Annotated in this window: 22 protein-coding genes; 16 read left to right on the top strand and 6 right to left on the bottom strand. The window is 67.2% G+C overall.

Features of this window, described 5'->3' with window-relative positions:
* Positions 1-45: 45 nt before the first annotated feature.
* From AC5P7U_RS00945 to pbpC, 6 genes are all read left to right on the top strand, one after another.
* Complete coding sequence (locus tag AC5P7U_RS00945) at positions 46-288, top strand: type II toxin-antitoxin system ParD family antitoxin (protein WP_006463489.1); 243 nt, start codon at positions 46-48, stop codon at positions 286-288.
* Positions 285-647 carry a type II toxin-antitoxin system RelE/ParE family toxin gene (locus AC5P7U_RS00940; RefSeq protein WP_006463488.1) on the top strand — a complete coding sequence of 121 codons (363 nt, stop codon included), beginning with the start codon at positions 285-287 and terminating at the stop codon, positions 645-647. Before AC5P7U_RS00945 ends, AC5P7U_RS00940 begins: the two co-directional genes overlap by 4 nt.
* A gap of 3 nt (positions 648-650) precedes the next feature.
* Complete coding sequence (gene prpF / locus AC5P7U_RS00935) at positions 651-1,829, top strand: 2-methylaconitate cis-trans isomerase PrpF (protein ID WP_197564199.1); 1,179 nt, start codon at positions 651-653, stop codon at positions 1,827-1,829.
* A 71-nt stretch (positions 1,830-1,900) separates the two neighbouring features.
* The gene (locus tag AC5P7U_RS00930) at positions 1,901-3,361 is read left to right on the top strand and encodes a bifunctional 2-methylcitrate dehydratase/aconitate hydratase (protein ID WP_006463483.1); all 1,461 of its coding nucleotides are present in this window, start codon (positions 1,901-1,903) and stop codon (positions 3,359-3,361) included.
* A gap of 179 nt (positions 3,362-3,540) precedes the next feature.
* Positions 3,541-8,448, top strand: a complete 4,908-nt coding sequence (locus AC5P7U_RS00925) for an alpha-2-macroglobulin family protein (protein ID WP_495220724.1) — start codon at positions 3,541-3,543, stop codon at positions 8,446-8,448.
* 49 nt (positions 8,449-8,497) lie between these two features.
* On the top strand, positions 8,498-10,879 hold the full coding sequence (gene pbpC, locus AC5P7U_RS00920) for a penicillin-binding protein 1C (protein ID WP_197564197.1): 2,382 nt from the start codon (positions 8,498-8,500) through the stop codon (positions 10,877-10,879).
* Positions 10,880-10,993: 114 nt separating this feature from the next.
* Here the strand turns inward: pbpC and AC5P7U_RS00915 are convergent, their stop codons facing one another.
* Both AC5P7U_RS00915 and AC5P7U_RS00910 read right to left on the bottom strand, forming a co-directional pair.
* Positions 10,994-11,569 (bottom strand): ferritin-like domain-containing protein, encoded by a 576-nt coding sequence (locus tag AC5P7U_RS00915; protein WP_006463374.1) that lies wholly within the window; start codon positions 11,567-11,569, stop codon positions 10,994-10,996.
* Positions 11,570-11,598: 29 nt separating this feature from the next.
* Positions 11,599-12,081 (bottom strand): peroxiredoxin, encoded by a 483-nt coding sequence (locus AC5P7U_RS00910; protein WP_008267565.1) that lies wholly within the window; start codon positions 12,079-12,081, stop codon positions 11,599-11,601.
* A gap of 261 nt (positions 12,082-12,342) precedes the next feature.
* On the opposite strand from AC5P7U_RS00910, the gene AC5P7U_RS00905 reads away from it, so the two are divergent.
* A complete protein-coding gene (locus tag AC5P7U_RS00905; protein WP_006463346.1) occupies positions 12,343-13,230 on the top strand; it encodes a DnaJ C-terminal domain-containing protein in 888 nt (295 codons plus the stop codon).
* Positions 13,231-13,306: 76 nt separating this feature from the next.
* On the opposite strand, the gene pilH is transcribed toward AC5P7U_RS00905, so the two are convergent.
* Together pilH and AC5P7U_RS00895 are read right to left on the bottom strand one after the other, a co-directional pair.
* The gene (gene pilH, locus AC5P7U_RS00900) at positions 13,307-13,678 is read right to left on the bottom strand and encodes a twitching motility response regulator PilH (RefSeq protein WP_005410644.1); all 372 of its coding nucleotides are present in this window, start codon (positions 13,676-13,678) and stop codon (positions 13,307-13,309) included.
* Between the two features lie 88 nt (positions 13,679-13,766).
* Complete coding sequence (locus tag AC5P7U_RS00895; protein ID WP_197564196.1) at positions 13,767-14,762, bottom strand: YhdH/YhfP family quinone oxidoreductase; 996 nt, start codon at positions 14,760-14,762, stop codon at positions 13,767-13,769.
* 153 nt (positions 14,763-14,915) lie between these two features.
* Between AC5P7U_RS00895 and hflK the strand changes: the two genes are divergently transcribed.
* The 8 genes from hflK to AC5P7U_RS00855 all read left to right on the top strand — a co-directional run bounded on the left by hflK (position 14,916) and on the right by AC5P7U_RS00855 (position 21,661).
* A complete protein-coding gene (gene hflK / locus AC5P7U_RS00890) occupies positions 14,916-16,049 on the top strand; it encodes an FtsH protease activity modulator HflK (protein WP_053510401.1) in 1,134 nt (377 codons plus the stop codon).
* On the top strand, positions 16,046-16,909 hold the full coding sequence (gene hflC, locus AC5P7U_RS00885; RefSeq protein WP_006463283.1) for a protease modulator HflC: 864 nt from the start codon (positions 16,046-16,048) through the stop codon (positions 16,907-16,909). The genes hflK and hflC overlap by 4 nt, the downstream gene beginning before the upstream one ends.
* A 68-nt stretch (positions 16,910-16,977) precedes the next feature.
* Positions 16,978-17,163 carry a DUF2065 domain-containing protein gene (locus AC5P7U_RS00880; RefSeq protein ID WP_005410640.1) on the top strand — a complete coding sequence of 62 codons (186 nt, stop codon included), beginning with the start codon at positions 16,978-16,980 and terminating at the stop codon, positions 17,161-17,163.
* Positions 17,164-17,454: 291 nt separating this feature from the next.
* Complete coding sequence (locus AC5P7U_RS00875; protein WP_006463282.1) at positions 17,455-18,747, top strand: adenylosuccinate synthase; 1,293 nt, start codon at positions 17,455-17,457, stop codon at positions 18,745-18,747.
* A 681-nt stretch (positions 18,748-19,428) separates the two neighbouring features.
* A complete protein-coding gene (locus tag AC5P7U_RS00870; protein WP_008266984.1) occupies positions 19,429-19,785 on the top strand; it encodes a hypothetical protein in 357 nt (118 codons plus the stop codon).
* Between the two features lie 154 nt (positions 19,786-19,939).
* Complete coding sequence (locus AC5P7U_RS00865) at positions 19,940-20,584, top strand: hypothetical protein (RefSeq protein WP_197564671.1); 645 nt, start codon at positions 19,940-19,942, stop codon at positions 20,582-20,584.
* 62 nt (positions 20,585-20,646) lie between these two features.
* Positions 20,647-21,291 (top strand): transcriptional regulator, encoded by a 645-nt coding sequence (locus tag AC5P7U_RS00860; protein WP_414540704.1) that lies wholly within the window; start codon positions 20,647-20,649, stop codon positions 21,289-21,291.
* Positions 21,254-21,661, top strand: a complete 408-nt coding sequence (locus tag AC5P7U_RS00855; protein ID WP_006463191.1) for a hypothetical protein — start codon at positions 21,254-21,256, stop codon at positions 21,659-21,661. The genes AC5P7U_RS00860 and AC5P7U_RS00855 overlap by 38 nt, the downstream gene beginning before the upstream one ends.
* A 20-nt stretch (positions 21,662-21,681) precedes the next feature.
* On the opposite strand, the gene AC5P7U_RS00850 is transcribed toward AC5P7U_RS00855, so the two are convergent.
* Together AC5P7U_RS00850 and AC5P7U_RS00845 are read right to left on the bottom strand one after the other, a co-directional pair.
* Positions 21,682-22,326, bottom strand: coding sequence for a M23 family metallopeptidase (locus AC5P7U_RS00850; protein ID WP_495220723.1), 645 nt, complete (start codon positions 22,324-22,326; stop codon positions 21,682-21,684).
* A 4-nt stretch (positions 22,327-22,330) separates the two neighbouring features.
* Entirely contained in the window at positions 22,331-23,290 is a 960-nt protein-coding gene (locus AC5P7U_RS00845; RefSeq protein ID WP_197564674.1) for a L,D-transpeptidase family protein, read from the bottom strand.
* Between the two features lie 235 nt (positions 23,291-23,525).
* Here AC5P7U_RS00845 and AC5P7U_RS00840 point away from each other — a divergent pair, with 235 nt between their 5' ends.
* Positions 23,526-25,649, top strand: a complete 2,124-nt coding sequence (locus AC5P7U_RS00840) for a methyl-accepting chemotaxis protein (RefSeq protein WP_495220722.1) — start codon at positions 23,526-23,528, stop codon at positions 25,647-25,649.
* Positions 25,650-25,664: the final 15 nt, after the last annotated feature.

The following is a 25,664-nucleotide window of genomic DNA, read 5'->3' as shown; positions in this document are numbered from 1 at the left end:
GCAGGGCGCACACTGACTTGGCAAAAACTGCCAATGGAGGGTTTCATGGCCACCATGAACATTTCGCTGACCGATCCGCTCAAGCAGTTCGTGGACGAAGAAGTGCGCGAAGGCGGCTACTCCAGTACGTCGGATTATGTGCGTGACCTGATCCGCCAGCGTCAGCGCATCAAGGCTGAAGAGCTGCTCAAGCAGCTGATTGCAGAGGGGCTGGCGTCGGGGCCTTCGGCGCCTCAGCCGCCGGATCACTTCGACAAGCTGCGTGAGCGTGCACGGAACCGCAAGTGAAACCCTCGCATTGGTTCCCTGCAGCGGTTCGAGATCTTGACCAGGCAGCAGGCTGGTATGCAGATCAAGGCGGGGAAGTGCTGGAAATCGGCTTCATCGATGCGGTGGAATCTGTTGTAAAGCTGATCGAGGCCCACCCCGGTGCCGGTTCCGCACTGCATGCGGGTCTGTTGCCCTCGCTGCCAGCGCCATTGCGTTTTCATCCGGTTCGTCGCTTCGACGGCTACCTGGTCTACTACGTGGAGCTACCTGCGCACGTTTCCATCGTGCGCATCTGGAATGCTTCGCGGGGCATGGAAGCACTGTTCGAAGACGAGGAGCTCAACCTCGATATTGGTTCGTCGCAACCAGGATACTGACCCATGACCTTCCTTCCCCAACTCCGTATTCCCGCCACCTACATGCGCGGCGGCACCAGCAAGGGCGTGTTCTTCCGCCTGCAGGACCTGCCCGAGGCCGCGCAGGTGCCGGGCGCTGCGCGCGACGCACTGCTGATGCGCGTGATCGGCTCGCCCGATCCGTATGGCAAGCAGACCGACGGAATGGGCGGTGCCACCTCCAGTACCAGCAAGTGCGTGATCATTTCCGCCGCTTCGGTGCCTGACCACGACGTGGATTATCTGTACGGCCAGGTCTCGATCGATACCGCCTTCGTCGACTGGAGCGGCAACTGCGGCAATCTCAGCACCGCGGTCGGCCCGTTCGCGATTGCCAACGGCTTGATCGATCCGGCCCGCGTGCCGCATGACGGCCTGTGCACCGTGCGCATCTGGCAGGCCAACATCGGCAAGACCATCATCGCCCACGTACCGATGCGCGATGGCCAGGTGCAGGAGACCGGTGATTTCGAGCTGGACGGCGTGACCTTCCCGGCCGCCGAGATCCAGCTCGAATTCATCGATCCCTCCGACGACGGCGATGCCGGCGCGATGTTCCCCACCGGCAATCTGGTGGACACCCTCGACGTACCCGGTGTGGGCAGCTTCGAGGTGACGATGATCACCGCCGGTATTCCGACCATCTTCCTCAACGCCGCCGATCTGGGCTACACCGGCACCGAGCTGCAGCCGGCGATCAACGAAGACAAGGCAGCATTGCAGAAGTTCGAAACCATCCGTGCGCATGGCGCGCTGCGCATGGGCATGATCTCGAAACTGGAAGACGCCGCCACCCGCCAGCACACGCCGAAGGTGGCCTTCGTGGCGCCGGCACAGGACTACGTGTCGTCCAGCGGCAAGGCCATTGCGGCCTCGGCCATCGACCTGCACGCGCGCGCGCTGTCGATGGGCAAGCTGCACCACGCGATGATGGGTACCGCGGCCGTGGCGATCGGCACCGCGGCGGCGATTCCAGGCACCCTGGTCAATCGTGCCGCCGGTGGCGGCGAACGCGAGGCGGTGACCTTCGGCCATCCCTCCGGCACGCTGCGCGTGGGTGCGCAGGCCGGACGCGTTGACGGCCAGTGGACGGTGACCAAGGCCATCATGAGCCGCAGTGCCCGCGTATTGATGGAAGGCAAGGTGCGGGTGCCGGCCGAATAGTGCTCTGGTAGCTGCCAACCTTGGTTGGCATGGTGCACGGGCAACCGTGCACCGCAACGAGGAGATCGACGATGTCCAGCAACGCCCCGCCATCCAACGAACGTGCAGCGTGGGATCCGCTGCTGGTGGACATTGTCGACTACGTGCGCGACGCGCGCATCGACTCACCGCTGGCGTTCCAGACCGCGCATCACTGCCTGCTCGATACGCTGGGCTGCGGGCTGGAAGCGTTGTCTTTCCCGGCCTGCAGCAAGCTGCTCGGGCCGCTGGTGCCGGGCATCAGCGTGGTCAACGGTGCGCGCGTGCCGGGTACGCACTACGTGCTGGACCCGGTGCAGGCCGCCTTCAACCTCGGCGCGATGGTGCGCTGGCTGGATTTCAACGACACCTGGCTGGCCGCCGAATGGGGTCATCCCTCGGACAACCTCGGCGGCATCCTCGCCGTCTGTGACTGGCTGGGGCGAAACGCACAGGCCCTGCGTCGCCCGCCGCCGACCCTGCACGACGTGCTGCTGGCGATGATCAAGGCGCATGAGATCCAGGGCGTGCTGGCCCTGCAGAATTCGTTCAACCGGGTCGGGCTGGACCATGTGGTGCTGGTCAAGGTGGCCACCACGGCGGTGGTCGCGCACCTGCTCGGGCTGGATCGCGAACGCATGCTCAATGCCCTGTCGCTGGCCTGGGTCGATGGCCAGGCGCTGCGCACCTATCGTCATGCGCCCAACACCGGCTCGCGCAAGAGCTGGGCGGCCGGCGATGCGACCAGTCGTGGCGTGCGCCTCGCCTTGATGGCGGCCAGTGGCGAAATGGGCTACCCCAGTGTGCTGAGCGCGCCGACCTGGGGCTTTGAGGCAGTGTCGATGCACGGCCAGCAGCTGACGCTGGGGCGGCCGCTGGGCAGCTATGTGATGGAGAACGTGCTGTTCAAGATCAGCTACCCGGCCGAGTTCCACGGCCAGACCGCGGTCGAGGCCGCGATCGCGCTGCACCAGCAGCTGCGCGCGATGGGGCGCCGGGTCGAAGACATCGCGCACATCGCGATCCGCACCCAGGAAGCCTGCATCCGCATCATCGACAAGCAGGGCCCGCTGCACAATCCGGCCGACCGCGACCACTGCGTGCAGTACATGGTCGCCATCGCGCTGCTGCATGGGCGGCTGGTGGCCGAGGACTACGAGGACGACGTTGCCGCCGATCCGCACATCGACGCGCTGCGCGCGAAGATGGCCTGCCATGAAGACCCTCGGCTCAGCGCCGATTACCTGGACCCGGACAAGCGCAGCATCGCCAACGGCCTGAGCGTGCGTTTCACCGATGGCAGCGAACTGCCGGAGGTGCTGGTGGAGTACCCGCTGGGCCATGCCCGGCGCCGCGAGGAAGGCATTCCGCTGCTGATGGACAAATTCCGCCGGCACCTGGCCCACCGCTTCCCGACCACCCAGCAGCAGCGCATCCTGGCCGCGTCGCTGGACCCGGTGGCGCTGGCGGCGATGCCGGTGACCGACTACGTGGACCTGTACCTGCCGGGGTAGGGGCGCGTTGGTGGGTGCCAACCTTGGTTGGCACGGGGCCAATGCTGCCAACCAAGGTTGGCGGCTACCGGTCCTGCCGGTCAGCGGCCGGCACTGCCCGCCCCGGGCAATTGCCGGATTCGCGTCAACACCTTGACGCGGCGCGCCTATAATGGCCGCCTCGATCAAGGAGTGACGACATGAGCGGTCCGGCACGGCGGAAGCGGTGGGGATGGGCGGCGGCGGTACTGGCAGGAGGCCTGTTGCTGGGGCTGGCCGGTTGTCGCAATGACAACGGGCAGCTGCCCAAGGCCAGCGGCGAAGCCATCACCACCAAGTCCGAGCAGGTGAAGGAATTCACCCTGCTGCGCGCCTACCCGGACCAGAAGATTGACGGCCTGTCATTGGCGCTGGAGTTCTCGCGCCCGCTGGTCGGCACCCAGGACTTCGACAAGCTGGTGCGCTTCGAGGAGAAGGTCGGCACCGATGACAGCAGCTGGACGCTGTCCGACGACGGCCTGACCCTGCGCTACCCGTTCGTCGAGGCCGGCAAGGAGTTCAGCCTGGTGGTCTCGGCCGACCTGCTGGCCGCCGATGGCAGCCGCCTGGGCAAGGAACTGAAGCAGAAGGTGTTCAGCGGCGAGCTGAAGCCGGTGGTCGGCTTCGCCTCGCAGGGCAGCGTGCTGCCGGCCAAGGACAGCCGCGGCCTGCCGGTGGTCTCGGTGAACGTGCCGGAGGTCGACGTCGAGTTCCTGCGCGTGCGCGAGAAGGACCTGCCGACCTTCTTCAGCCAGTACCAGCGCGGCGGCCGCCGTGGCAGCTGGGAACTGAGCAGCGACTACGAGCGCAGCCCGATCAACAAGCTGGCCGAACCGGTCTACGTCAACCGCTTCATCCTCGGTGGCAAGCAGAACGAGCGGGTGCTGACCTACCTGCCGACCCAGGACATCAAGGAACTGCAGGAGCCGGGCCTGTATTTCGCCCTGCTCAAGCGCACCGGTGACTATGAAGGCGAGTTCGATACCGCGTTCTTCTCGGTCAGTGACATCGGCCTGCATACGCGTGCCTACAAGGACAAGCTGTTCGTGCACACCGCTGGCCTGAAGGACGGCGCGCCGCTGAAGGGCATCGACCTGCGCGTGCTCGATGCCAAGGGCGAGGTGGTGCTGAAGGGCAGCACCGACGGCAACGGCAATGCGCTGCTGAACTACACCCTGGATGCGACCCACGTGCTGGTCGCCAGCAGTGGCAAGGACACCAGCTTCCTGCCGTTCAATCAGCCGGCGCTGGACCTGAGCGAGTTCGCCGTGGCCGGCCGTGACAACGCGTGGTTCGACGTCTACGCATGGTCGGGCCGTGACCTGTATCGCCCGGGCGAAACCGTGCGCCTGTCCGCGCTGCTGCGCGACAACGACGGCAAGCCGGTCAAGGCGCAACCGGTGTTCCTGCGCCTGAAGCAGCCCGACGGCAAGACCTTCCGCGAGACCCGCCTGCAGCCGGGCGACCAGGGCTACATCAACTTCGAACAGGTGATTCCGGCCGAGGCGCCGACCGGGCGCTGGCAGGTCGAGTTCCGCACCGACCCGGCCAGCAAGGAAGCGATCCAGGGCATGACCCTGCGCATCGAGGAGTTCCTGCCCGAGCGCATGAAACTGGACCTGGACAGCGCACAGAAGACCCTGAAGCCGGGCGAAGAGCTGCGCCTGCAGGCCAATGGCGCGTACCTGTATGGCGCGCCGGCCGATGGCAACCGCTTCACCGCGCGCATGGCGGTGGCGGCCGAACAGAAGCCGGTGGACGGCCTGCCGGGCTACTTCTTCGGCGACCCGACCCTGCAGCTGCCGCGCGAAGCCAAGGACGTGATCGATACCACGCTGCCGGCCAATGGCCAGCTGCGCGAGGACGTGGCATTGCCGGAAGAGGCGGCCAAGGCCAAGGCGCCGATCGCGGTGGTGCTGTCCGGAAGCCTGTATGAAACCGGTGGCCGCACGGTCACCCGTACCCTGAAGCGGGTGATGTGGCCAGCCAATGCGCTGGTCGGCGTGCGCCCGCTGTTCAACCCCGATGATGGCGCCGATTCCAACGGCAATGCGCGCTTCGAGCTGATGCGCGTGGACGCCGCCGGTAACCCACAGCCGGCCAAGGGCCTGAAGATCACCCTGGTGCGCGAACTGCGCGATTATCACTGGACCTTCAACGACAACCGCTGGGACTACGATTTCACCCGCCGCTTCGAGAACAAGGAAACCCGTACCGTCGATGCCGGCAGCAGCGCGGTCGCCTTCGATTTCCCGGTGGAGTGGGGCGAATACCGGGTGGACGTGTTCGATCCGTCCACCGGCCTGACCAGCCGCTACCCGTTCCGCGCCGGCTGGAGCTGGGGCGATGACAACCGCGGCCTGGACGCACGCCCGGACAAGGTCAAGCTGGGCCTGGACAAGACCGGCTACAAGGCCGGTGACACGCTGGAAGTGACGGTGACCCCGCCGCACGCTGGCAAGGGCATCCTGATGGTCGAGACCGACCGCATGCTGTACGTGCAGGACATCGAGGCCAAGCCGGGTTCGACCTTCAAGATTCCGGTCACCGCCGACTGGGAGCGGCACGACGTCTACATCACCGCGCTGGTGTTCCGTGGCGGCAGTGCGCCGAGCAAGATCACCCCGGCCCGTGCCGTGGGCGTGGTGCATGTGCCGATGGACCGCAAGGGCCGCACCGTGGCCGTCGGCCTGGTCGCGCCCAAGCAGATGCGCCCGGAGCAGGACCTGCCGGTAACGGTCAGCGCACCGCAGCTGGCGGGCAAGACCGCACACGTCACCGTGTCGGCGGTGGACGTGGGCATCCTCAACATCACCCGCTTCCCGGTGCCGGATGCCGGCGCGCACTTCTTCGCGCAGCGTCGCCTCGGCATTGATGCCTACGACATCTACAGCCGGGTGATCGAGAGCTTCGACGGTGGCGCCGGCAAGCTGAAGTTCGGCGGTGACATGGCCCTGCAGGCATTGCCGCAGGCCAAGCGCCCCACCGCGCGCGTGCAGACCGTGGACCTGTTCTCCGGCCCGGTGCAGCTCGATGCCAAGGGCATCGCCCGCATCCGCCTGAAGGTGCCGGACTTCAACGGCACCCTGCGCGTGTCGGCACTGGTCTACAGCGATGACCAGTACGGCAAGCGTGACGTGGAAACCGTGGTGCGTGCGCCGATCCTGGCCGAGGCCAGCATGCCGCGCGTGCTGGCGCCGGGCGACCGCAGCACCGTGACCCTGGACGTGCAGAACTTCACCGGCAAGCCCGGCCAGTTCAACGTGAAGGTGGAAAGCGAGGGCCCGCTGAACCTGGGCGAGGGCAGCCGCAGCGTGCAGTTGAATGCCGATGCCAAGACCACGCTGAGCTTCCCGCTGTCGGCACGCGAGGGCCACAGCGTGGCCAGGGTGCGGGTACGCGTGGACGGCAACGGCTTCAAGGCCGATCGCCGCTATGACCTGCCGGTGCGTGCGGCCTGGCCGCAGGTGCTGCGTTCGCAGGTGCGCACGCTCGATCCGCTGGCTGCGGTCAGCCTCGACAACAGCTTGACCGATGGCCTGATGTCCGAGTCGGTGAATGCGCGCCTGCTGGTCAGCCCCCTGCCACCGATCCCGTTCGCCAGTGCGCTGCAGGGCGCGTTGAACTACCCGTATGGCTGTGCCGAGCAGACCACCAGCAAGGGCTACGCCGCGCTGATCCTGGATCAGGCCACGTCGTCGATGCTTGGCGCCGACGGCCTGGACGCCAAGACCCGCCGCGAGCGCATGGAAGGCGCGTTCGGCCGCCTGGCGTCGATGCAGGTGGCCAACGGCAACTTCTCGATGTGGGGTGACGATGGCTACGTGAACCCGTGGCTGACCCCTTACATCACCGAGTTCCTGCTCGACGCCAAGGATGCCGGCTTCGCGGTGCCCGACAACGTGCTGCAGAAGGCGCTCAACCGCCTCAGCGAGGACCTGCTGTCCGGTGGCAATCAGTTCTACGGCCAGGACGACCGCGAGAAGCTGAAGTTCGCCAACCAGGCGTATTCGGGCTATGTGCTGGCCCGGGTCAACCGTGCGCCGCTGGGTACCCTGCGCACGCTGTACGACAACGAGCGCAGCAAGGCGGTCGGCGGCCTGTCGCTGGTCCACCTGGGCGTGGCGCTGTCGTTGCAGGGCGATGCCAAGCGTGGCCAGGCCGCGCTGGCCGCAGCCTTCGCCAAATCCAGCAGCGAACGCCCGTCGTACTTCGGTGACTACGGCAGCGCGATCCGTGATGACGCGCTGATGATCGCGCTGACCCACGAGAACAAGCTGGCCAAGCCGGCCTGGGATGCACGTGCGGTGGATCTGGGCCGTGGCCTGGATGCCCGCCGCAATGCCGGCTGGATGTGGCTCAGCACGCAGGAGCAGGTGGCCATCGCCCGCCTCGGCAAGGCCCTGGCTGCCAACCAGAAGGCGCTGGTGGCCGGTGAGCTGGTGATCGGCGGCACGACCGAAGCGATCAGCGAACGCAAGCTGTTCGGCCGCAACTTCAGCGCCAGCGAATTGGCCAGTGGCGTGCGCTTCACCCCGCAGGGCCAGCCGCCGATGTTCGCCAGCATCGACGTGGCGGGTATCCCGCGCAGTGCGCCGGCACCAGACAACAGCGTGCTCGGCATCGAGCGCAGCTACTACGGCACCGATGGCAAGCCGTGGTCGCCGCGTCCGCTGAAGGAAGGCGAAGCGCTCATCGTGCGTGTCACCGTCACCGCCGACACCACGATGCCCGATGCGTTGCTGACCGACCTGCTGCCGGCGGGCCTGGAAATCGAGAACTTCAACCTGGGCGACGCCAAGCAGTGGGCCGATGTGGTGGTCGATGGCATCACCATCAGCGACCGTGGTGAAGCGGCCGACACCAAGCACGAAGAGTTCCGCGACGACCGCTATGTGGCCGCGCTGAAGCTCTCGCGTGGCAGCAAGGCCAGCGTGTTCTACCTGGTGCGTGCGGTGACCCCGGGTACCTACTCGGTGCCGCCGCCGCTGGTGGAGGACATGTACCGCCCGCAGCTGCGTGGCGTCGGCCGCAGCAACCCGACCACGATCACGGTGGTGCAGCCGTGACCGCGCGGACGGGCCGCGACGGCGCGGCCCGTCCCACTGGCAGCCTGCAATGAAACGCACGATGACGACCCGGCTGGCGGCCCTGCGCCGCCGGCTGCGGCCGCTGTGGCCGTGGCTGCGATGGGGCACGGCGGCCATGCTGACGCTACTGCTGGTGCTGGATGTCGCCTTCCCGCCACCGCTGCCGAAGCAGCGCGATACCAGCACCCTGGTGGTGGCTGCCGACGGCACGCCGCTGCGCGCATTCGCCGATGCCGAAGGCGTGTGGCGCTATCCGGCGTCGATCGACAGCGTCTCGCCGTTGTACCTGCAGGCGTTGCTGACCTACGAAGACCGCTGGTTCTGGCAGCATCCGGGCATCAACCCGCTGGCGATCCTGCGTGCCAGTGGCCAGCTGCTGCGCGGCGGCCGCATCGTGTCCGGCGGTTCGACCCTGACCATGCAGGTCGCACGCATCCTCGACCCGCACACGCGCACGCCGTGGGGCAAGCTCAAGCAGATGCTGCGCGCGGTGCAGCTGGAAGCGCACCTGAGCAAGCGGCAGATCCTGGCCCTGTACCTGGAGCGGGCGCCTTACGGCGGCACCATCGAGGGCGTGGAAGCGGCCAGCTGGGCCTACCTGGGCAAGCCGGCGGCGCAGCTGTCGCACGCCGAGGCCGCGCTGCTGGCGGTGCTGCCGCAGGCGCCGAGCCGGCTGCGCCCGGACCGCCACCCGGAAGCGGCGCAGAAGGCGCGCGACAAGGTGTTGTCACGCATGGCCGAACTGGGTGCGTGGACGCCGGACGAGGTGGAGGACGCGCGCATCGAGAACGTGGTGGCACGCTCGCTGCGGCCGCCGCTGCACGCCGCGCTGCTGGCGCAGCGCCTGCATTCGGCGCATCCGGGCCAGGCACGCATCCAGAGCAGCATCGACATCGGTCTGCAACGCACGCTGGAAGAACGCGTGGCCAGCTATTTCTCGACGCTGCCGGAACGTACATCGGCCGCGCTGCTGGTGGTCGACAACCAGACCCTGCAGGCGCGCGCCTATGTCGGCACCCTGGCGTTCGGCGACCGCCAGCGACTGGGCCACGTGGACATGGTGCAGGCGTGGCGCTCGCCGGGCTCCACGCTCAAGCCGTTCCTGTACGCGATGGCGCTGGATGATGGCCTGATCCATTCGGAAAGCCTGCTGGTCGACGCACCGCAGAGTTTCGGCAGCTACCGCCCCGGCAACTTCGACATGGCGTTCAACGGGCCGATCGGCGCCGCCAGCGCGTTGCGGCTGTCGCTGAACGTGCCTTCGGTGGACCTGCTGCAGCGGGTCGGCGCGGCGCGCTTTGCCGCGCGCCTGTCACACGCCGGCATCCAGCTGCGTTTCCCGCCCGGCAGCACGCCCAACCTGTCGTTGATCCTGGGCGGCACCGGCGCGCGCCTGGAGGATCTGGTCGGCGCGTTTGCTGCGCTGAACCGCAACGGCATCGCCGGCCGCGTGCGTTACACCGATGACGAGCCGATGATCGAGCGCCGCCTGGCCTCGCCGGGGGCCAGCTGGATCGTGCGCGAGATGCTGGAATCGAATCCGCGCCCGGGCTACAGCGTCGGCACCTTCGACGTCGGTGGCCGCCCGCGCGTGGCCTGGAAGACCGGCACCAGTTATGGCTACCGCGATGCGTGGGCGATCGGCAGCACCCGCCACTACACCGTGGGCGTGTGGGTGGGGCGTCCGGACGGCACGCCGCTTCCCGGCCAGTACGGCGCGGTCACCGCTCTGCCGCTGATGTTCGAGGTAGTGGACAGCCTGCCGCGCCAGCGCGGTGACTCGGCTGCCGCACCGATGCCGGCCAGCGTCAGCCAGGAAGACATCTGCTGGCCGACCGGCGAGCGGGCCGAAGGCCTGCCGGCCGCACTCTGCCAGCGGCGGATGCCGGCGTACCTGCTTGAGGGCGCCGCACCGCCAACCTTCCCCGAGCGCGAAGCACGGCGCTGGCAGCCGGGCCGACAGCGCTACCTGGCCGATGCCCGCAGCGGCCTGCGTGTATCCGCCGATTGCAGCGCGTCCCATGAAGAAGTGGCGCGTGAGATCGCGCGCTGGCCGGCGTTGCTGTCGCCCTGGCTGTCCAAGGCCACGCGCGAGGCCTCGCAGCTGCCGCCGCTGTCGCCGGATTGCCGGGATGATGGCCGCGAGGCCAGCGTCGCACTGCACATCGACGGGCTCAACGATGGCGCCACGCTGGCGCGCGCGCCGAATGCGGAGCATGGCGTGCGCCTGCAGCTGCGCGCACTGGGCAGCGAGCAGGCGGTGGACTGGCTGCTGGATGGACGCTGGATCGCACAGACCCGTGGCGCGCAGCTGATGCAGCGTGAGTTTGCCGAACCGGGGGCACATACCCTGACCGCGTTGGCGGCCGATGGGGCATGGACGCAGGTGCGATTCAACGTCCTCCGGTAGGTGCCGACCTTGGTCGGCGCTCGGTCCAGCGCCAACGACATCGTCGTGCTCTGGTAGGTGCCAACCTGGGTTGGCACGCGGCAAAGGCGCCCCCCAAGGTGGGCATCTACCAGATCATTCGCCGATCCACCCATCCAGCAGGTCGGCGAATTCGTCGGCGTGTTCCTCTTCCTGCGCCAGGATCTCTTCGAGGATGCGTTTGGTGGTGGTATCGCGATCGCCGATGAAGTTGATCATCTCGCGGTAGCTGTCGATGGCGATGCGCTCGGCCACCAGGTTTTCACGGACCATGTCGCGCAGGTCGCTGCCTTCCTTGTACTCGGCATGCGAACGCGCGGTAAGGGTATCGGGGTTGAAATCGGGCTCGCCGCCGAGCTGGACGATGCGCTCGGCCAGCTTGCCGGCATGAGCCTGTTCCTGCTGTGCATGCTCGAGGAACTCTGCTTTCACCGCGTCGGCCAGCATGCCCTTGGCCATGAAGTAGTGCCGGTAGTAGCGCAGCACGCACACATACTCGGTGGCCAGGGCATCGTTGAGCAGCTTGATCACCACCTTGCGGTCGGCGCTGTAGCTGTCGGTGATCGCACCATCCTCGATGTTGCGCCGGGCGCGGTCACGCAGGGTCTTGCGGTCGCTGATGCCGGGAATCTTCGCGGCGGGCTTGGGGGCTTTGGCTGGCTTGCTGGACATGGCTGGCCGGTTCCTCTTGCGGTTGGTAGTCAGGTGGGCAGGTGCTCCAGCACGTACTCGGCTGAAGAGACTTCGAACTGGCCGGGCTGTTCGATCCAGGCTGCGCGCACTACGCCGTCGACCACGTACAGCGCGAAGCGGCGCGAGCGGATGCCCATGCCCGAGGCGCTGGCATCGAGTTCCAGGCCGAGCGCGCGGGTCAGTTCGGCATTGCCATCGGACAGCATCAGCAGGCCATCGGGCACGCTTTGGTCGGCGGCCCAGGCCTTCATCACGAAGGGGTCGTTGACCGCCATGCAGTAGACGTCGATGCCGCGCTGGCGGAACGCCTCGAACTTTTCGACGTAGCCGGGCAGGTGGCGGGCCGAACAGGTCGGGGTGAATGCACCGGGCACGGCAAACAGCACCACCTTGCGTGCGTCGAACAGCGAATGCGTATCGAGCGTTTCGATGCCCTCACGGATGCGCTTGAGGGTCACTTCCGGGATGCGGTCGCCAACGTGGATGGTCATGGTGAACTCCTTGCAGGGGCAGGCTAGTGGGCCGGATGGGACAGGGGCGTCAAGACATTGGAAAACCCGTGTGCAGGCCCCATCTTCAGGCGTTGCGGCGGGGGCTTCCAGCCACAGCCTGGGGCATCGGGATGGCAGCCGCATTGCGCAGGATCAGTCGGCCTCACCGCGGCCGCACGATGGGCGGCGTAGCATCGCCGGCGCGTAGAATGAACCCGGGGCGGCGCCACCGGCGCGGCCGAAGCGAATCGAGGTAGCTGGATGGAATTCAAGGATTACTACGCCACCCTGGGGGTGGAACCGAGCGCGGGCGAGGCAGAGATCAAGACCGCCTATCGCCGGCTGGCACGCAAGTACCACCCGGACGTCAGCAAGGAGGCCGGGGCCGAAGACAAGTTCAAGGCGGTCAACGAGGCCTACGAGGCGCTGCGCGATCCCGAGAAGCGCGCGGCCTATGACCAGCTGCGCGCGCAGGGCTACCGCCCGGGCGAGGAATTCAACGTGCCGCCGAACTATGGCGGCGCCGGTGGCTTCAATTTCGAGGAAGTGTTCGGCGGTGGCGGCCCCAATGGCGGCTTCAGCGACTTCTTCGAGAGCCTGTTCGCACGCCAGCGTGGCGGCGCCGGCCCGGGGCCTGGCTTCAGCAGCCAGGGGCATGCGCCCAACCGTGATACCCGCGCCAAGCTGTCGGTTCCGCTGGAGGCGGCCTACAACGGCGACAGCCTGCGCATCACCGTCAACGGCAAGCAGCTGGACGTGCGCGTGCCCAAGGGCATCCGCCCGGGCCAGGTGATCCGCCTGGCAGGGCAGGGCAACCACGGTGGCAACCTGCTGCTGGAAGTGGAGTACGCCGCGCACCCGCAGTTCGAGGTCGATGGCCGCAACATCCTCTACACGCTGCCGGTCACGCCATGGCAGGCCGCGCTGGGCACCAGCATCAGCGTACCGACCCTGGGCGGTGCGGTGGAGCTGAAGATCCCGGCCGATTCCGATGCCGGCCGCAAGCTGCGCCTGCGCGGGCGCGGCCTGCCGGGCAATCCGGACGGCGACCAGATCGTCGAGATCGAGATCGTGGCCCCGGCGGCGACCGACGAGGCGCAGAAGAAGGCCTACCGGAACCTGGCCAAGGCCTTTGGCGAAAGCATTTGAAGGTAGTGCCGGCCGCTGGCCGGCACCCACCAAGCAAAAGCGTGCCAACCAAGGTTGGCACCCACCGGAGCAGGCTTCAGCCCTGCCCGGCGAACACCCGCTCCAGCACCTCGGAGAGTTCGTCTTCCGAGAACGGCTTGGTGATGTAGGCCTTGGCGCCCTGGCGCATGCCCCACATGCGGTCGGTGTCCTGGTCCTTGGTGGTCACCAGGATCACCGGGATGTGCCGGGTGGCCTCGTCGCGGGCGAGGGTGCGGGTGGCCTGGAAGCCGTTGAGGTTGGGCATCACCACGTCCATCAGGACCAGGTCGGGCAGCTCGGCCTTGGCGGTTTCGACCCCGGCGGCGCCATCGGTGGCGGTCAGGATCTGGTGCCCGAGCTTCTCGACGATGCGCTGTATCCCCAACAGCTGCGACGGTGAGTCGTCGACAATCAGAATGCGTGCCATGTTGTTCCCCATGTAATGCCCGCAGTGTAGTGCGGGCACATTACCGGCGGGAGGGCCACGTCTGCCGTCCGTCGCCTGCCTGCGACGTTCAGTCGATCCGCACCACGGTGCGGCCCAGCGAGCCGCCGGCCAGCATCCGTGCGAACACCGCTGGCAGGCCATCGAGGCCGACCTCGGCGGTGCAGATGCGGTCCAGGTGCTGCGGCTTCCACTCGCTGCCCAGGCGTGCCCACACTTCCTCGCGCAGCGCGCGTGGTGCGTTCGCCGAGGACACGCCCAGAAGCGACACGCCGCGCAGGATGAACGGCATCACCGTCATGTCCAGCGTCGGGCTGGCGGCCAGGCCGGCGCTGACCACGCTGCCATAGGGCACGGTCTGCGCCAGCAGGCTGGCCAGCATCGGGCCACCGGCGTTGTCGAGGCCACCGCCGAAGCGCGCCGACTGCAGCGGGCCGGGGTCGGCCAGCGCCGCGCGCGGCAGCACCTCGCTGGCACCGATGCCGCGCAGGAAGTCGGCCTGGTCCGGCTTGCCGCTGACCGCGTGCACGCTGTAGCCGGCACGGCTGAAGATCGAAAGCGCCAGCGCACCGACGCCACCGCTGGCGCCGGTGACCGCCAGCGGGCCGAGGTCCGGGGTCTGCCGGTTGTCCTGCATGCGCAGCAGCGCCAGCGCCGCGGTGAAGCCGGCGGTGCCCAGCACCATCGCCTCGCGCGGGCTCAGCCCGGCCGGCTGCGCGATCACCGCGCGCGACTCCAGCCGCACGTACTGGCTGTAGCCGCCGTCGCGGGTCTCGCTGAGGCCGCAGCCGGTGGCCAGTACCGCGTCGCCTTCACGCCAGTCCGGGTCGGTGCTGGCGACCACGGTGCCGGCCACGTCGATGCCGCCCACCAGCGGGAAGCGGCGCAGGATCTTCCCCTTGCCGGTGCCGGCCAGGGCGTCCTTGTAGTTGACCGAGGACCAGTGGGCGCGGATCAGCACCTGTCCAGGGTTGAGGTCGTCCACCCTGAGCTGGGCCAGGCCACTGCGGTAGCCGGCGCCGTCGTTTTCGATGCGGAAGGCGGTGAACGGGGTGGTGGGGGCCATCGGCGCTGCCTGACTTCGAGGAAAACGCCACCTTACCCCGTTGCCCCCCTTTCGATCCTGCCGATCCGCCCCATCTTGTATGATCGGTAATGGTTTCACGGCTGGCGCCGCGGGAAGGGCCCGCGCCGCAGCCCACATCTTGATGGAGCGTGCATGGCCTGGAATACACCCGGCGGCAACAAGGGCGGACAAGGCCCCGAGGACAATCGACGCGGGCCGTTCGGGTCGCGCGGCGGTGGCAATGGTGGTGGCTGGGGGGGACTGCCCGGGCCGCTGAAGGACCTGTTCGACGGCGGCATCGTGCGTTGGATCGTCGCGGCCGTGGTGCTGCTGGTGCTGTTCTCCAGCTTCCAGCTGATCGGCGAACAGCAGCGTGGCGTGGTGCTGCGCTTCGGCCAGTTCTCGCGCATCCTGCAGCCCGGCCCGAACTTCAAGCTGCCGTGGCCGATCGAATCGGTCACCAAGGTCAATGCCACCGAGATCAAGACGTTCTCGATCCAAGTGCCGGTGCTGACCCGTGACGAGAACATCGTCAACGTCTCGCTGAACGTCCAGTACCGCATCGACGACCCGCAGCAGTACCTGTTCGGCACCGTTGATGCCAACCAGGTGCTGGAGCAGTCGGCGCAGAGCGCGGTGCGTGAGGAAGTCGGTCGCGCCGACCTCAATGCCGTGCTGAACAACCGTGGCCCGCTGGCCGTGGCCGCCGAAGAGCGCCTGCAGGCGCTGCTGAAGGCGTTCAAGACCGGCCTGACCGTGACCGGCCTGACCCTGCAGGACGCCCGTCCGCCGGAGGAAGTGAAGCCGGCCTTCGACGAGGTCAACGGCGCCCAGCAGGTCAAGGAACGCCTGATCAACGAAGCCCAGGCCTACGCCGCCAAGGTCGTGCCGGAAGCCCGAGGCCAGGCCTCGCGCGCCCGTACCACTGCCGAAGGCTACAAGCAGGCCGTGGTGTCCAAGGCCGAGGGTGACGCGCAGCGCTTCAGCCTGTTGCAGGCCCAGTACAAGGACGCCCCGGAAGTGACCCGCAAGCGCCTGTGGCTGGAGACCGTGCAGCAGGTGCTGAGCGAGAACCGCAAGGTGATCGGTGGCGATGGCCGCCAGCTGATCTACGTGCCGATGACCGGCGATACCCGTCCCAGCACCTCGGCCCCGGCCGCAGTGGCGAACCCGGACGTGGTGATGCCGTCGCTGCCGGGTGCAGCGGCGGAAGCTTCCCGTGATCCGGGCCGGCCGGTGGGCCGCCCGACCGGGCGACCGAGCGGCCGTGAGGAGGGCAGCCGATGAAGAGTCCTATCTGGATCGCCGTGATCGTGGCGGTGGCGCTGGGCCTGCTCGGCTCGGTGTACGTGGTCCGCGAGGACCAGACCGCCATGGTCCTGAACCTGGGCAAGGTGGTGCGTTCGGACATCAAGCCGGGCCTGCACTTCAAGGTGCCGGTGGTGGAAACGGTGAAGGTCTTCGACCGCCGCTTCCAGGTGCTCGACACCGCGCCGGCGCGTTACTTCACCGCCGAGCAGAAGGACGTCAGCGTCGACTTCTTCGCCATCGGCTACATCTCCAACGTGGGCGACTACTTCCGTGCCACCGGCGGCGATCCGCGCATCGCCAATGCCCGCCTGGCACCGATCATCACCGACTCGCTGCGCAACCAGATCAACTCGCGCACGCTGCAGCAGCTGGTCTCCGGCGACCGCAGCGAGCTGATCGCCGAGCAGCTGAAGGGGATCAACGAAGCCGTGGCCGGGCTGGGCATGCAGATGATCGACCTGCGCATCAAGCAGGTGGACCTGCCGACCGACAGCCAGGTGATCAACGACGTGTACGAGCGCATGCGCGCGCAGCGCAAGCAGGAAGCGGCCAAGCTGCGTGCGGAAGGCGAGGAACAGTCGCTGACCATCCGCGCCCAGGCCGACCGTGACAGCACCGTGCTGATCGCCGAGGCCGAGCGCGATGCACAGCGCCTGCGCGGTGAAGGCGATGCCGATGCGGCCCGCATCTACGGCAAGGCCGGCTCGGCCGATCCGTCGTTCTACGCGTTCTACCGCAGCCTGGAGGCCTACCGTGGCTCCATGACCGACGGCAACGGCGTGATCGTGCTCGACAAGAACGACCCGTTCCTGCAGTACCTGAAGAACGACCGCTGAGGTCTCAGGGCATTACCCCACGGGGCCCGGCCAGATGCCGGGCCCCGTGCTTTTTCCGGAGTCCCCCCATGAAAGATCTGTTCGCCGCCGTCTGCCTGGTGGCGGTGCTGGAAGGCCTGTTCCTGTTTGTTGCCCCGTTCGCCTGGAAGCGCATGGCCGAGCGCCTGCTGGACCTGCCCAGCCCGGCCCTGCGCAGCTTCGGCGGGCTGGTGCTGCTGGCCGGGCTGAGCCTGCTGTGGTGGGCCCGGCATTGATAGGGTAGTGCCGGCCGCTGGCCGGTAACCTGGGATCGCCGGCCAGCGGCCGGCACCACCGGGAAGGCGCCTGACCGGCCGGTGAAGCCGCCCGTCGGAAAGGTGGCACCCGACCCCGGAAACCCGGATAATGCACAAAAGCCGGACGGGCCTCCCCGTTCGGCTTTTTCCGTGTCTGGGCCTTCCATCGCCGGCGCTCCCCGTTTGGAGCCGCCATCCAGGTGCTGGCCAGCCCCGCCACGGTTTACCCGTCCGCGGCCCCGATGGCCGCAACAAATCGAGGAGCCCGTCATGGGTCAGTCTGTCGTAGTGTTGGGTGCCCAGTGGGGCGATGAAGGCAAGGGCAAGATCGTCGATCTGCTCACTGAGGAAATCGGCGCCGTGGTGCGCTTCCAGGGCGGCCACAATGCCGGCCACACCCTGGTCATCAATGGCAAGAAGACCGTCCTGCACCTGATCCCGTCGGGCATCCTGCGTGACGATGCGCTGTGCCTGATCGGCAATGGCGTGGTGATCTCGCCGGCCGCGCTGCAGAAGGAAATCGCCGAGCTGGAAGCCTCCGGCGTGGAAGTGCGTTCGCGCCTGAAGATCTCCCCCGCCGCGCCGCTGATCATGCCGTACCACATCGCCCTGGACCAGGCGCGCGAACGCGCTGCCGGCGGCAAGGCGATCGGCACCACCGGCCGTGGCATCGGCCCGGCCTACGAAGACAAGGTGGCGCGTCGCGGCATCCGCATCGCCGACCTGCATTACCCGAAGCAGCTGGAAGAACTGCTGCGCACCGCGCTGGATTACCACAACTTCGTGCTGACCAAGTATCTGAACACCGATGCGGTCGACTTCCAGAAGACCTTCGACGAAGCACTGGCCTTCGGCGAGTACGTGCAGCCGATGAAGTCCGACGTGGCCGGCATCCTGCACGACCTGCGCAAGCAGGGTAAGCGCGTGCTGTTCGAAGGTGCGCAGGGTGCGCTGCTGGACATCGACCACGGCACCTACCCGTACGTCACCAGCTCCAACACCACCGTCGGTGGCGCGCTGGCCGGTTCGGGCGTTGGCGCCGATTCGATCGACTACGTGCTGGGCATCGCCAAGGCCTACGCCACCCGCGTCGGCGGTGGCCCGTTCCCGACCGAACTGGACGATGAAGTCGGCCAGGGCATCCGTGACCGTGGCGCCGAGTACGGTGCCTCCACCGGTCGCCCGCGTCGTTGTGGCTGGATGGACATCGTCGCGCTGAAGCGCGCCGTGGCCATCAACGGCATCAGCGGCCTGTGCATCACCAAGCTGGACGTGCTGGATGGCATGGAAAAGCTGAAGGTCTGCATCGCCTACGAATACAACGGCAAGCGCACCGAGTACGCGCCGCTGGACGCGCAGGGCTGGGAAGACTGCACCCCGGTCTACCTGGAGTTCCCGGGCTGGAGCGAGAACACCCACGGCATCACCAACTGGGACGAGCTGCCGCCGGCCGCACGTGCTTACCTGCGTTCGCTGGAAGAACTGGCCGGTTGCCCGATCAGCATCGTTTCCACCGGCCCGGACCGCGACCACACCATGGTCCTGCAGGATCCGTTCGCCTGACGCAATAACGCTGTTCAATTGAGAGAAGATCGCCGCGACTCCCTGTGGGGTCGCGGCGTTTTGTTTTGGGCCGGAGCAATCTTCGGCGGCCCGTGCGGGCTCCAGTAGTGCCAGCCCATGGCTGGCAGAACTGAAGCCACCAACATGTCGCTTTCAGCGCGCCAATTCGGCCGACCACGTCAAATTCTTCCAAGCCACACATCCTTCATGCTCCCCGCATACAACTTCTCGTAAGCGATAAACGTCACGCGCCATTCTGAAGTCAGAGTTGTTCGCGTCACCGCACGTCGCTTCCATCCGCGCACCAGCACAGTTGCGCCTGTTCCTGTCGCATCCACCGCTCCCCGCGCATGCAAGAATTCCCAGAGTGCGCTCGACTCAACCGAAATTTTCGGATTTTTCTCATTGAGCCGATCGTGCAGGCGTAGACACCATGGCGCGCCACCGGAAAAGGGTGGCCGGGCGTGCAAACCCGAGATAGGTGTTACTTACGCTTGCCAGCCGGCACCGTCCTGAAGCGGTGCCGGCTGGCAATCCGTCGGTCTTTATGGCGGGCGGTGCGTGGGGGTCTTCGGACCCGCCGGTCATTGGTAACTATCTATCCCGGTTTGCAACCCGCACCGTCCGCCACCCGCTTCCGCGCGGTGGCGCTGTTACGTACAGCCAAGGGAAGCCGACGCCATGACCACTCGCAAGACCCCGCCGTTCCATGTTGTTGAGCCCATCAACGACGACGCGGATCCCGCCGACGATCTCAGCACGTTCCAGGGCTGCCTCACCCGCATCCGTGATGGCGAAGGCTCCGATGGCATGTTGTGGCCGGAGGAGGCCCTGTCCGACGGACGACGTCAGTCCCTGGCGCGGATCGACCGTGCGGCCGTGGGCATCCTCACCGCGGTGGAGATGCTGCATGCGGCCAACCGTTGCGCCAGCATGGCGACGCCGCGCAGGCACCTGGACGAAGGTGTGGTGGAAGGGCTTTTCTTCGCCTGCCGCGAACTTGCCGAGCTGGTGTGCAGGGAAGTCAGGCCGGCCTGACTCCTTCCGCATGCGCGATGCCCAGCCTCGCCACCGGGCGAGGTACCGGGTGGGGTCACGCGCTGCTTTGCGCCGGCACTGTGGTCACGTGCAGTTCTGCGCTACGTTGTGGCCAATGCCAGCAGGGATGCAGCGCGATGACCGGGGGTTCGGCATGAAAGGCGAGACCGTGGCACGGGTGGCCCTGTGGCTGCTGTGGAGCCTGTGGGCGCTGGCCTGCATCGTGCTGCTGCTGGGCGCGGTCGCCAACCACCTGGCCTCGCGCACGCAGACCCTGCCACTGGTGCTGCAGCCGGGCGCCTCGGCCGAGATCACGGTCTATCGCTTCATCGACGATCCGCTGCGCCTGCGACTGCGCTATGCCGATGACGGCGCCGATCCTTTGGTTGACCCCGAGCTGCGCCTGCGCGCGGAAACCCCGACCGATCGCAATGAGTTCCGCGCGGACACGCGCTCACCTTCGGCAACGGCCGAGGTCATTCGTGCACTGGAATCGGTCGAGCCCGACCGCTTCGCCGCCTCGTATTTCGGCTACGGCCGCGGTGATGCATTGCCGCGTGGCCGTTCCTGGCTGCGGCTGACCGTGCTGGCGGTCGACCCGGCGCTGGCCGGCCGTGCGGCCTCGGTGGACCTGCTGCCGCCGATGGACGTGCTGAAACTGACCGACCTGGACTACCTCTGGCTGTGGCCGTTCTTCTTCTGGCCGCCGGTGGCGCTCCTTTTACTGATTGCCGGTGGCGGACTGGCGGCTGCCAGCATCGCGCTGCGGCGCTGGCGACGCCGTCCTCCACCCGGGTAGCGCCGGGCCACGCCCGGCAGTGCACTTGCCAGATACCCAATATGGGCATAATAATGCCCAATATGGGTATCCCCGCCGCCAATCCGTCTTCCGCCGGCCCTGTCGGGCTGGCCGACGCGCTCTTCACCCAGACCCAGCAACGGGTGCTGGCCCTGCTGTTCGGGCAGGACAGCCGCGATTTCAGCATCTCCGAGCTGATCAGCGGCAGCGGTGCCGGCTCGGGCGCCGTGCAGCGCGAAGTGGCCAAGCTGGTCGCAAGTGGACTGGTCGAGCAACGCAGGGTCGGTCACCAGAAGCGCTATCGCGCGTATGCCGGCTCGCCCATCCATGCCGAACTGGTGTCGCTGGTGCACAAGACCATCGGCCTCGCACAGCCGCTGCGCGAGGCGCTGCAACCGCTGCAGGATCAGATTGCGCTGGCCTTCGTCTTCGGTTCGGTGGCCAAGCACACCGACAGCGCGCACAGCGACATCGATCTGATGCTGATATCCGATACGCTGGGCTACGCTGACTTGATGGCCGTGCTCGATCCGCTGGAAGATCGCCTGGGCCGGCCGGTGAACCCCACGCTGTACACGCATGACGAACTGAATGATCGCCTGCGCAAGGGCAATGCCTTCCTGCAGCGCGTACTGGAACAGCCCAAGGTCTGGGTGATTGGAGGAATGGATGACCTCGCCATTGCAGAATCTGGTCGGGCCGGGTAAACCGCTCACCGTCGAACCACCCGATCCGCGCGAGATCGAAGGGCTTCAGCGCTCGGCTCTTGCGCGGCTGCGCGATGCGCGCAATGGCACCCTGTCGCTGGAAAGCCGCTTCGATCTCGCCTACAACGCCGCGCACGCGTTGAGTCTGGCTGCGTTGCGTGCGCAGGGGTTCCGGCCCAGCAACCGCTACATCGTGTTCCAGTCGCTCAAGCACACGCTGGGCGTTGGTCCGGAGGTATGGCGCGTACTCGACAAGTGCCACCAGCAGCGCAATCTGGCCGAGTACGAGGGCGAACTGGATGTCAGCGGGCGTCTGGTGGAAGACCTCATCATCGCCTGCGAAGCGGTGCGTGTTGCTTCAGGCCTCTGACTGGAGCGAGTGCCGAAGCGTCAGCGCCCCGGCTGCAGCAACGGGTACGGATTGATCGACTCGCCCTTCCACCATTGCTTCTCCGGGCCCAGCACGTGCACCTCGAAATGCAGGTGCGGGGCCTCGGCGCTGGCATTGCCGGTGCTGCCGACGTAGCCGATCACTTCCCCGCGCTTGATCACCTTCTTTTCCGCCAGCCCATCGGCATAGCGTTGCAGGTGGGCGTAGTAGTAGCACCAGCGTCCGCTGGGTTCGAACTGGTAGATCGTCAGGCCACCGCGCTCGCTGTCGAACAGCTTTTCCACTGTGCCATCAGCCACGGCCAGCACCGGCGTACCGGCGTCGGCCATGATGTCGATGGCATCGTGTACGCGCCCTTCGCTGCGTGCATCGGTGAAGGTGTCGCGCAGCTGCGAGGCTTCGATGCCCTGTACGGGCAGCAACAGGCCGGTTGGCGTGCCGCTCGCGCTGGCCGACGGTGCCACCGATGCGGAAGGCGCTGCATCCACCTGCGGAGCTGCAGGCGCCTTCACCGGCGTTGCAGCCACTGTGGGTTGCGGGGCAGGCTGGGCAACGGCCACCGGTTGAGTCACATCCCGGCGCAACCACCAACCTGCACCCAGGCCCAGCAGCACGCCCAGCACAATCAGCTGCGAAAGACGCATCGGCTCACTCCTGCATCACCACTGCCACCGAGGTATCCACGGCATCGGCTACGCGCAGCGCATCCCAGTTGGTCATGCGCACGCAGCCATGCGATTCGGTCTTGCCGACGTGGCCGGGCTCGGGCGTGCCGTGCAGGCCATAGTGCGGCTTGGACAGATCGATCCAGACCCGGCCCACGGGATTGTTCGGGCCCGGCGGCAGCGTGGCCTTCTTCTCGCCCTTGCGCGCATCCCAGAACAGTTTCGGGTTGTAGTGGAAGGGCGGATCGCGATACACGCCGAGGATCTTCCATTCACCGATCGGCAGCGGGTCATGCTGGCTGCCGGAGGACACCGGTACCTGCGCAATCACCTTGCCTTGCGCATCCAGCAGCTGCAGCGTGGAATCGGATTTGTCGACCACCACTTTGGCCGCCTTCGGCAGCGGGGCCGGGGCGATGTTGGGGACCTGGATGCGGCTGCCCGCCTTGGCCAGATCGACGCCGGGGTTGAGCACCTTCAGCAGTTCCGGCGAGGCGTGGAAGCGCTCGCCGAGGGCTTCGGCCACGCTGCCGTAGCCCAGCGATTTCAACTTGGCCTGTGCGGCAGGCCCTTTGGGAATCGCCTGGAACGGGCCGGCCACATCCTCGGCGGTCAGGGTGTAACTGGCCAGCGGCCCAACCGTATCGGCCTGCAGCGCTTTCCAGGTGGCGTCGTCCAGTTCCCCCGTCACGGTCAGCCCGCGCGCTGCCTGGAAGCCGGATACCGCCCTGCGCTGGTTGCTGCCCACTTCCCCATCGATCTGGCCCGGCGAGAAATTCGCGCGATCCAGCAGCACCTGGGCGTGCAGCGGCGAGCGCGGCGCGGTATCGGGTCCGGCCTTCTCGGCAATGGGCTCCGGCAGCTGGGCCGGCGGCGGCACCTGCGCGAAGGCGGGGGACACCAGCAAGGACAGGGCGAGCACGGCGGGGCGGTATACGGGCATGGAGGACTCCGGCAGATGGCAGCTCTACCCTGCCCGGAGAGGCTGCTCAGCCCCCGTGAAAGCGACCTGATGCCGGCATGAGCAGGGCAGCCCTGGCGTGGCCCGGGCCTTTGTCGCAGAAGCGCCGTGCGTGGCCTCACCAAGGTGAACGGCTGCCGACGCCCGTGCGTGTTGCCGATAAAGAATGCCGGCAGCGCAGCCGATACGGGCGCATCCCCCCGTTTTGGATGTACCGATGAACTACTTGAGGAATGTCAGGGTCGCCTGGCGTCTTGGGCTGGGCTTTGGCCTGTTGCTGCTGCTGGTCGCCGCCGTGGTGGCCACGGGTGCCACCGCCAGCGTCGTGCAGAAGCGCGCAATGCAGCAGGTGGTCGATGTCAGCGTGGCCAAGGTGCGCCTGCTGTCGCAGATGCTCGATGCCAACAACCAGATGATGGTGGTGCGCCGCGAGATGCTGATCCGCCAGGGCGATGACCGTGGCCACGACGAGCAGCGCATTGCCGATCTGGTCAAGCGCTACGAGGCCAGCTGGTCCGCCTACCAGGCGCTGCCCAGCGATGCCGACGGCAAGGCCATTGCTGAAACCATCGCAGCCAAGCGCGCCATCGCCCGCCCGCTCAACAAGCAGACCAGCGAACTGATGGAGCAGGGTGACTATCCCGGCGCGGTGGCGCTGACCCTGGGCCCGGTGCAGGAAGCGGCCAACGGCTGGAACAAGGCGCTGTCCGATGGCGTGGACTTCGAAGAGAAGGAAAGCCGTGATGCAGCCGCCGAGGCGATCCGCCTGGGTGAGCGCAGCCTGCTGCAGCTGCTGGTGCTGGGCGGCGTTGCATTGCTGGTTGGCATCGCTGCCTCGGTGATGATCGGCCGCAGCCTGACCGGCCCGCTGGCGCGCGCAGTGAACCTGGCCGAGCGCTTGGCCAAGGGCGAGCTGGATCAGGAATTCCGGCTTGGCGGTCGTGACGAATTGACCCAGCTGGGCCTGGCGATGGCCAGCGTGCGGCAGAGCGTGCAGGCCGCGATCGGCGCGCAGCTGCAGATGGCCGAGCAGCATGAGGCGGGCGCGATCCGCTATCGCATGGATGCCAGCGCGTTCCCGGGTGATTTCGGGCGCATGGTGCAGGCCACCAACAGCCTGGTCGAATCGCACGTGCAGGTGGAACTGCTGATGGCCGAGGTGATGCAGCGCTACGCCATCGGCGACCTCAGCCGCGACCTGCCGGACTACCCGGGCGAGAAGGGCGCGCTGACCCGTACCCTGTCCGCCGTGAAGCAGAGCCTGATGGCGATCAACGCGCAGATCGATGAACTGGCCCGCGCCGCGCGCGCCGGTGACTTCAGCATGCGCGGCGATGCCGCCGCATTCCAGTACCAGTTCAAGGCGATGGTTGAGCACCTCAACGGCATGATGGCCAGCTCGCAGGCCAGCATCGCCGATGTCTCCGACGTGCTGCGTGCGATCTCGCATGGCGACCTGACCGCACGCATGGACGGCGATTACGACGGCGTGTTCGCCCGCATGCGCGACGATGCCAACACCACCACCGCACAGCTGACCGGCATCGTGCGTGGCATCCAGGTGGCGGCCGACAGCATCAACAACTCCGCGCAGGAACTCGCCGCCGGCAACAACGACCTGTCGCGCCGCACCGAGCAGCAGGCCGCCAATCTGGAAGAAGCTGCCGCCTCGATGGAGGAACTGACCTCGACCGTGCGCCAGAATGCCGAGCTGGCCCGCCAGGCCGACAGCGAAGCACACGCCGCCGGTGCTGCGGTGCGCGAGACCGAACAGGCGATGGCACAGATGGCGTCGGTGATGGGCGAGATCGACCAGTCGTCGGCCCGCATCTCGGAAATCTCCACGGTGATCGATGGCATTGCGTTCCAGACCAACATCCTCGCGTTGAACGCTGCAGTCGAAGCCGCCCGCGCAGGCGAGCAGGGCCGTGGCTTCGCCGTGGTCGCCAGCGAAGTGCGCACGCTCGCGCAGCGCGCCGGTGTCGCCGCCAAGGAGATCAAGGAACTGATCGAAGATGCTGCCGCCAAGGTGAAGAGTGGCCTGGCAGTGACCGTTGAATCCGAAGCTGCGATCGCACGCGTGGCCCAGGCCAGTTCGCGCACCACGCAGCTGATGAGCGACATCGCTGCGGCGAGCAAGGAGCAGGCCGCCGGTATCGAGCAGGTCAACCAGGTGGTGGTGCAGATGGATCAGGTCACCCAGCAGAACGCTGCGCTGGTGGAAGAAGCCACCGCCGCCAGCCGCGCGCTGGAAGAACAGGCGCATGCGCTGACTACGTCGGTGTCGGTGTTCAAGGTGGAAGGCGCAGCAGCTTCCGCCGTGCCACGTCGCGCGGCCTGAGCAGGTCACTTCCGT

Source organism: Stenotrophomonas sp. YJH_SMC_57 (assembly GCF_059369755.1).
The sequence above is the reverse complement of the archived record's forward strand: the minus strand, read 5'-3'. Positions and strand labels throughout refer to the sequence as shown.

Bases quoted from the DNA above. Each gene is read 5' to 3' on its own strand.
- AC5P7U_RS00870 (WP_008266984.1), top strand. From the start codon at position 19,429: ATGACCACTCGCAAGACCCCGCCGTTCCATGTTGTTGAGCCCATCAAC.
- AC5P7U_RS00880 (WP_005410640.1), top strand. From the start codon at position 16,978: ATGAAAGATCTGTTCGCCGCCGTCTGCCTGGTGGCGGTGCTGGAAGGC.
- AC5P7U_RS00915 (WP_006463374.1), bottom strand. From the start codon at position 11,569: ATGTCCAGCAAGCCAGCCAAAGCCCCCAAGCCCGCCGCGAAGATTCCC.
- AC5P7U_RS00875 (WP_006463282.1), top strand. From the start codon at position 17,455: ATGGGTCAGTCTGTCGTAGTGTTGGGTGCCCAGTGGGGCGATGAAGGC.
- AC5P7U_RS00840 (WP_495220722.1), top strand. From the start codon at position 23,526: ATGAACTACTTGAGGAATGTCAGGGTCGCCTGGCGTCTTGGGCTGGGC.
- AC5P7U_RS00945 (WP_006463489.1), top strand. From the start codon at position 46: ATGGCCACCATGAACATTTCGCTGACCGATCCGCTCAAGCAGTTCGTG.
- hflC (WP_006463283.1), top strand. From the start codon at position 16,046: ATGAAGAGTCCTATCTGGATCGCCGTGATCGTGGCGGTGGCGCTGGGC.
- AC5P7U_RS00925 (WP_495220724.1), top strand. From the start codon at position 3,541: ATGAGCGGTCCGGCACGGCGGAAGCGGTGGGGATGGGCGGCGGCGGTA.
- AC5P7U_RS00895 (WP_197564196.1), bottom strand. From the start codon at position 14,762: ATGGCCCCCACCACCCCGTTCACCGCCTTCCGCATCGAAAACGACGGC.
- AC5P7U_RS00860 (WP_414540704.1), top strand. From the start codon at position 20,647: ATGGGTATCCCCGCCGCCAATCCGTCTTCCGCCGGCCCTGTCGGGCTG.
- prpF (WP_197564199.1), top strand. From the start codon at position 651: ATGACCTTCCTTCCCCAACTCCGTATTCCCGCCACCTACATGCGCGGC.
- pilH (WP_005410644.1), bottom strand. From the start codon at position 13,678: ATGGCACGCATTCTGATTGTCGACGACTCACCGTCGCAGCTGTTGGGG.
- AC5P7U_RS00930 (WP_006463483.1), top strand. From the start codon at position 1,901: ATGTCCAGCAACGCCCCGCCATCCAACGAACGTGCAGCGTGGGATCCG.
- pbpC (WP_197564197.1), top strand. From the start codon at position 8,498: ATGAAACGCACGATGACGACCCGGCTGGCGGCCCTGCGCCGCCGGCTG.
- AC5P7U_RS00865 (WP_197564671.1), top strand. From the start codon at position 19,940: ATGAAAGGCGAGACCGTGGCACGGGTGGCCCTGTGGCTGCTGTGGAGC.
- AC5P7U_RS00845 (WP_197564674.1), bottom strand. From the start codon at position 23,290: ATGCCCGTATACCGCCCCGCCGTGCTCGCCCTGTCCTTGCTGGTGTCC.
- hflK (WP_053510401.1), top strand. From the start codon at position 14,916: ATGGCCTGGAATACACCCGGCGGCAACAAGGGCGGACAAGGCCCCGAG.
- AC5P7U_RS00910 (WP_008267565.1), bottom strand. From the start codon at position 12,081: ATGACCATCCACGTTGGCGACCGCATCCCGGAAGTGACCCTCAAGCGC.
- AC5P7U_RS00905 (WP_006463346.1), top strand. From the start codon at position 12,343: ATGGAATTCAAGGATTACTACGCCACCCTGGGGGTGGAACCGAGCGCG.
- AC5P7U_RS00855 (WP_006463191.1), top strand. From the start codon at position 21,254: ATGACCTCGCCATTGCAGAATCTGGTCGGGCCGGGTAAACCGCTCACC.
- AC5P7U_RS00850 (WP_495220723.1), bottom strand. From the start codon at position 22,326: ATGCGTCTTTCGCAGCTGATTGTGCTGGGCGTGCTGCTGGGCCTGGGT.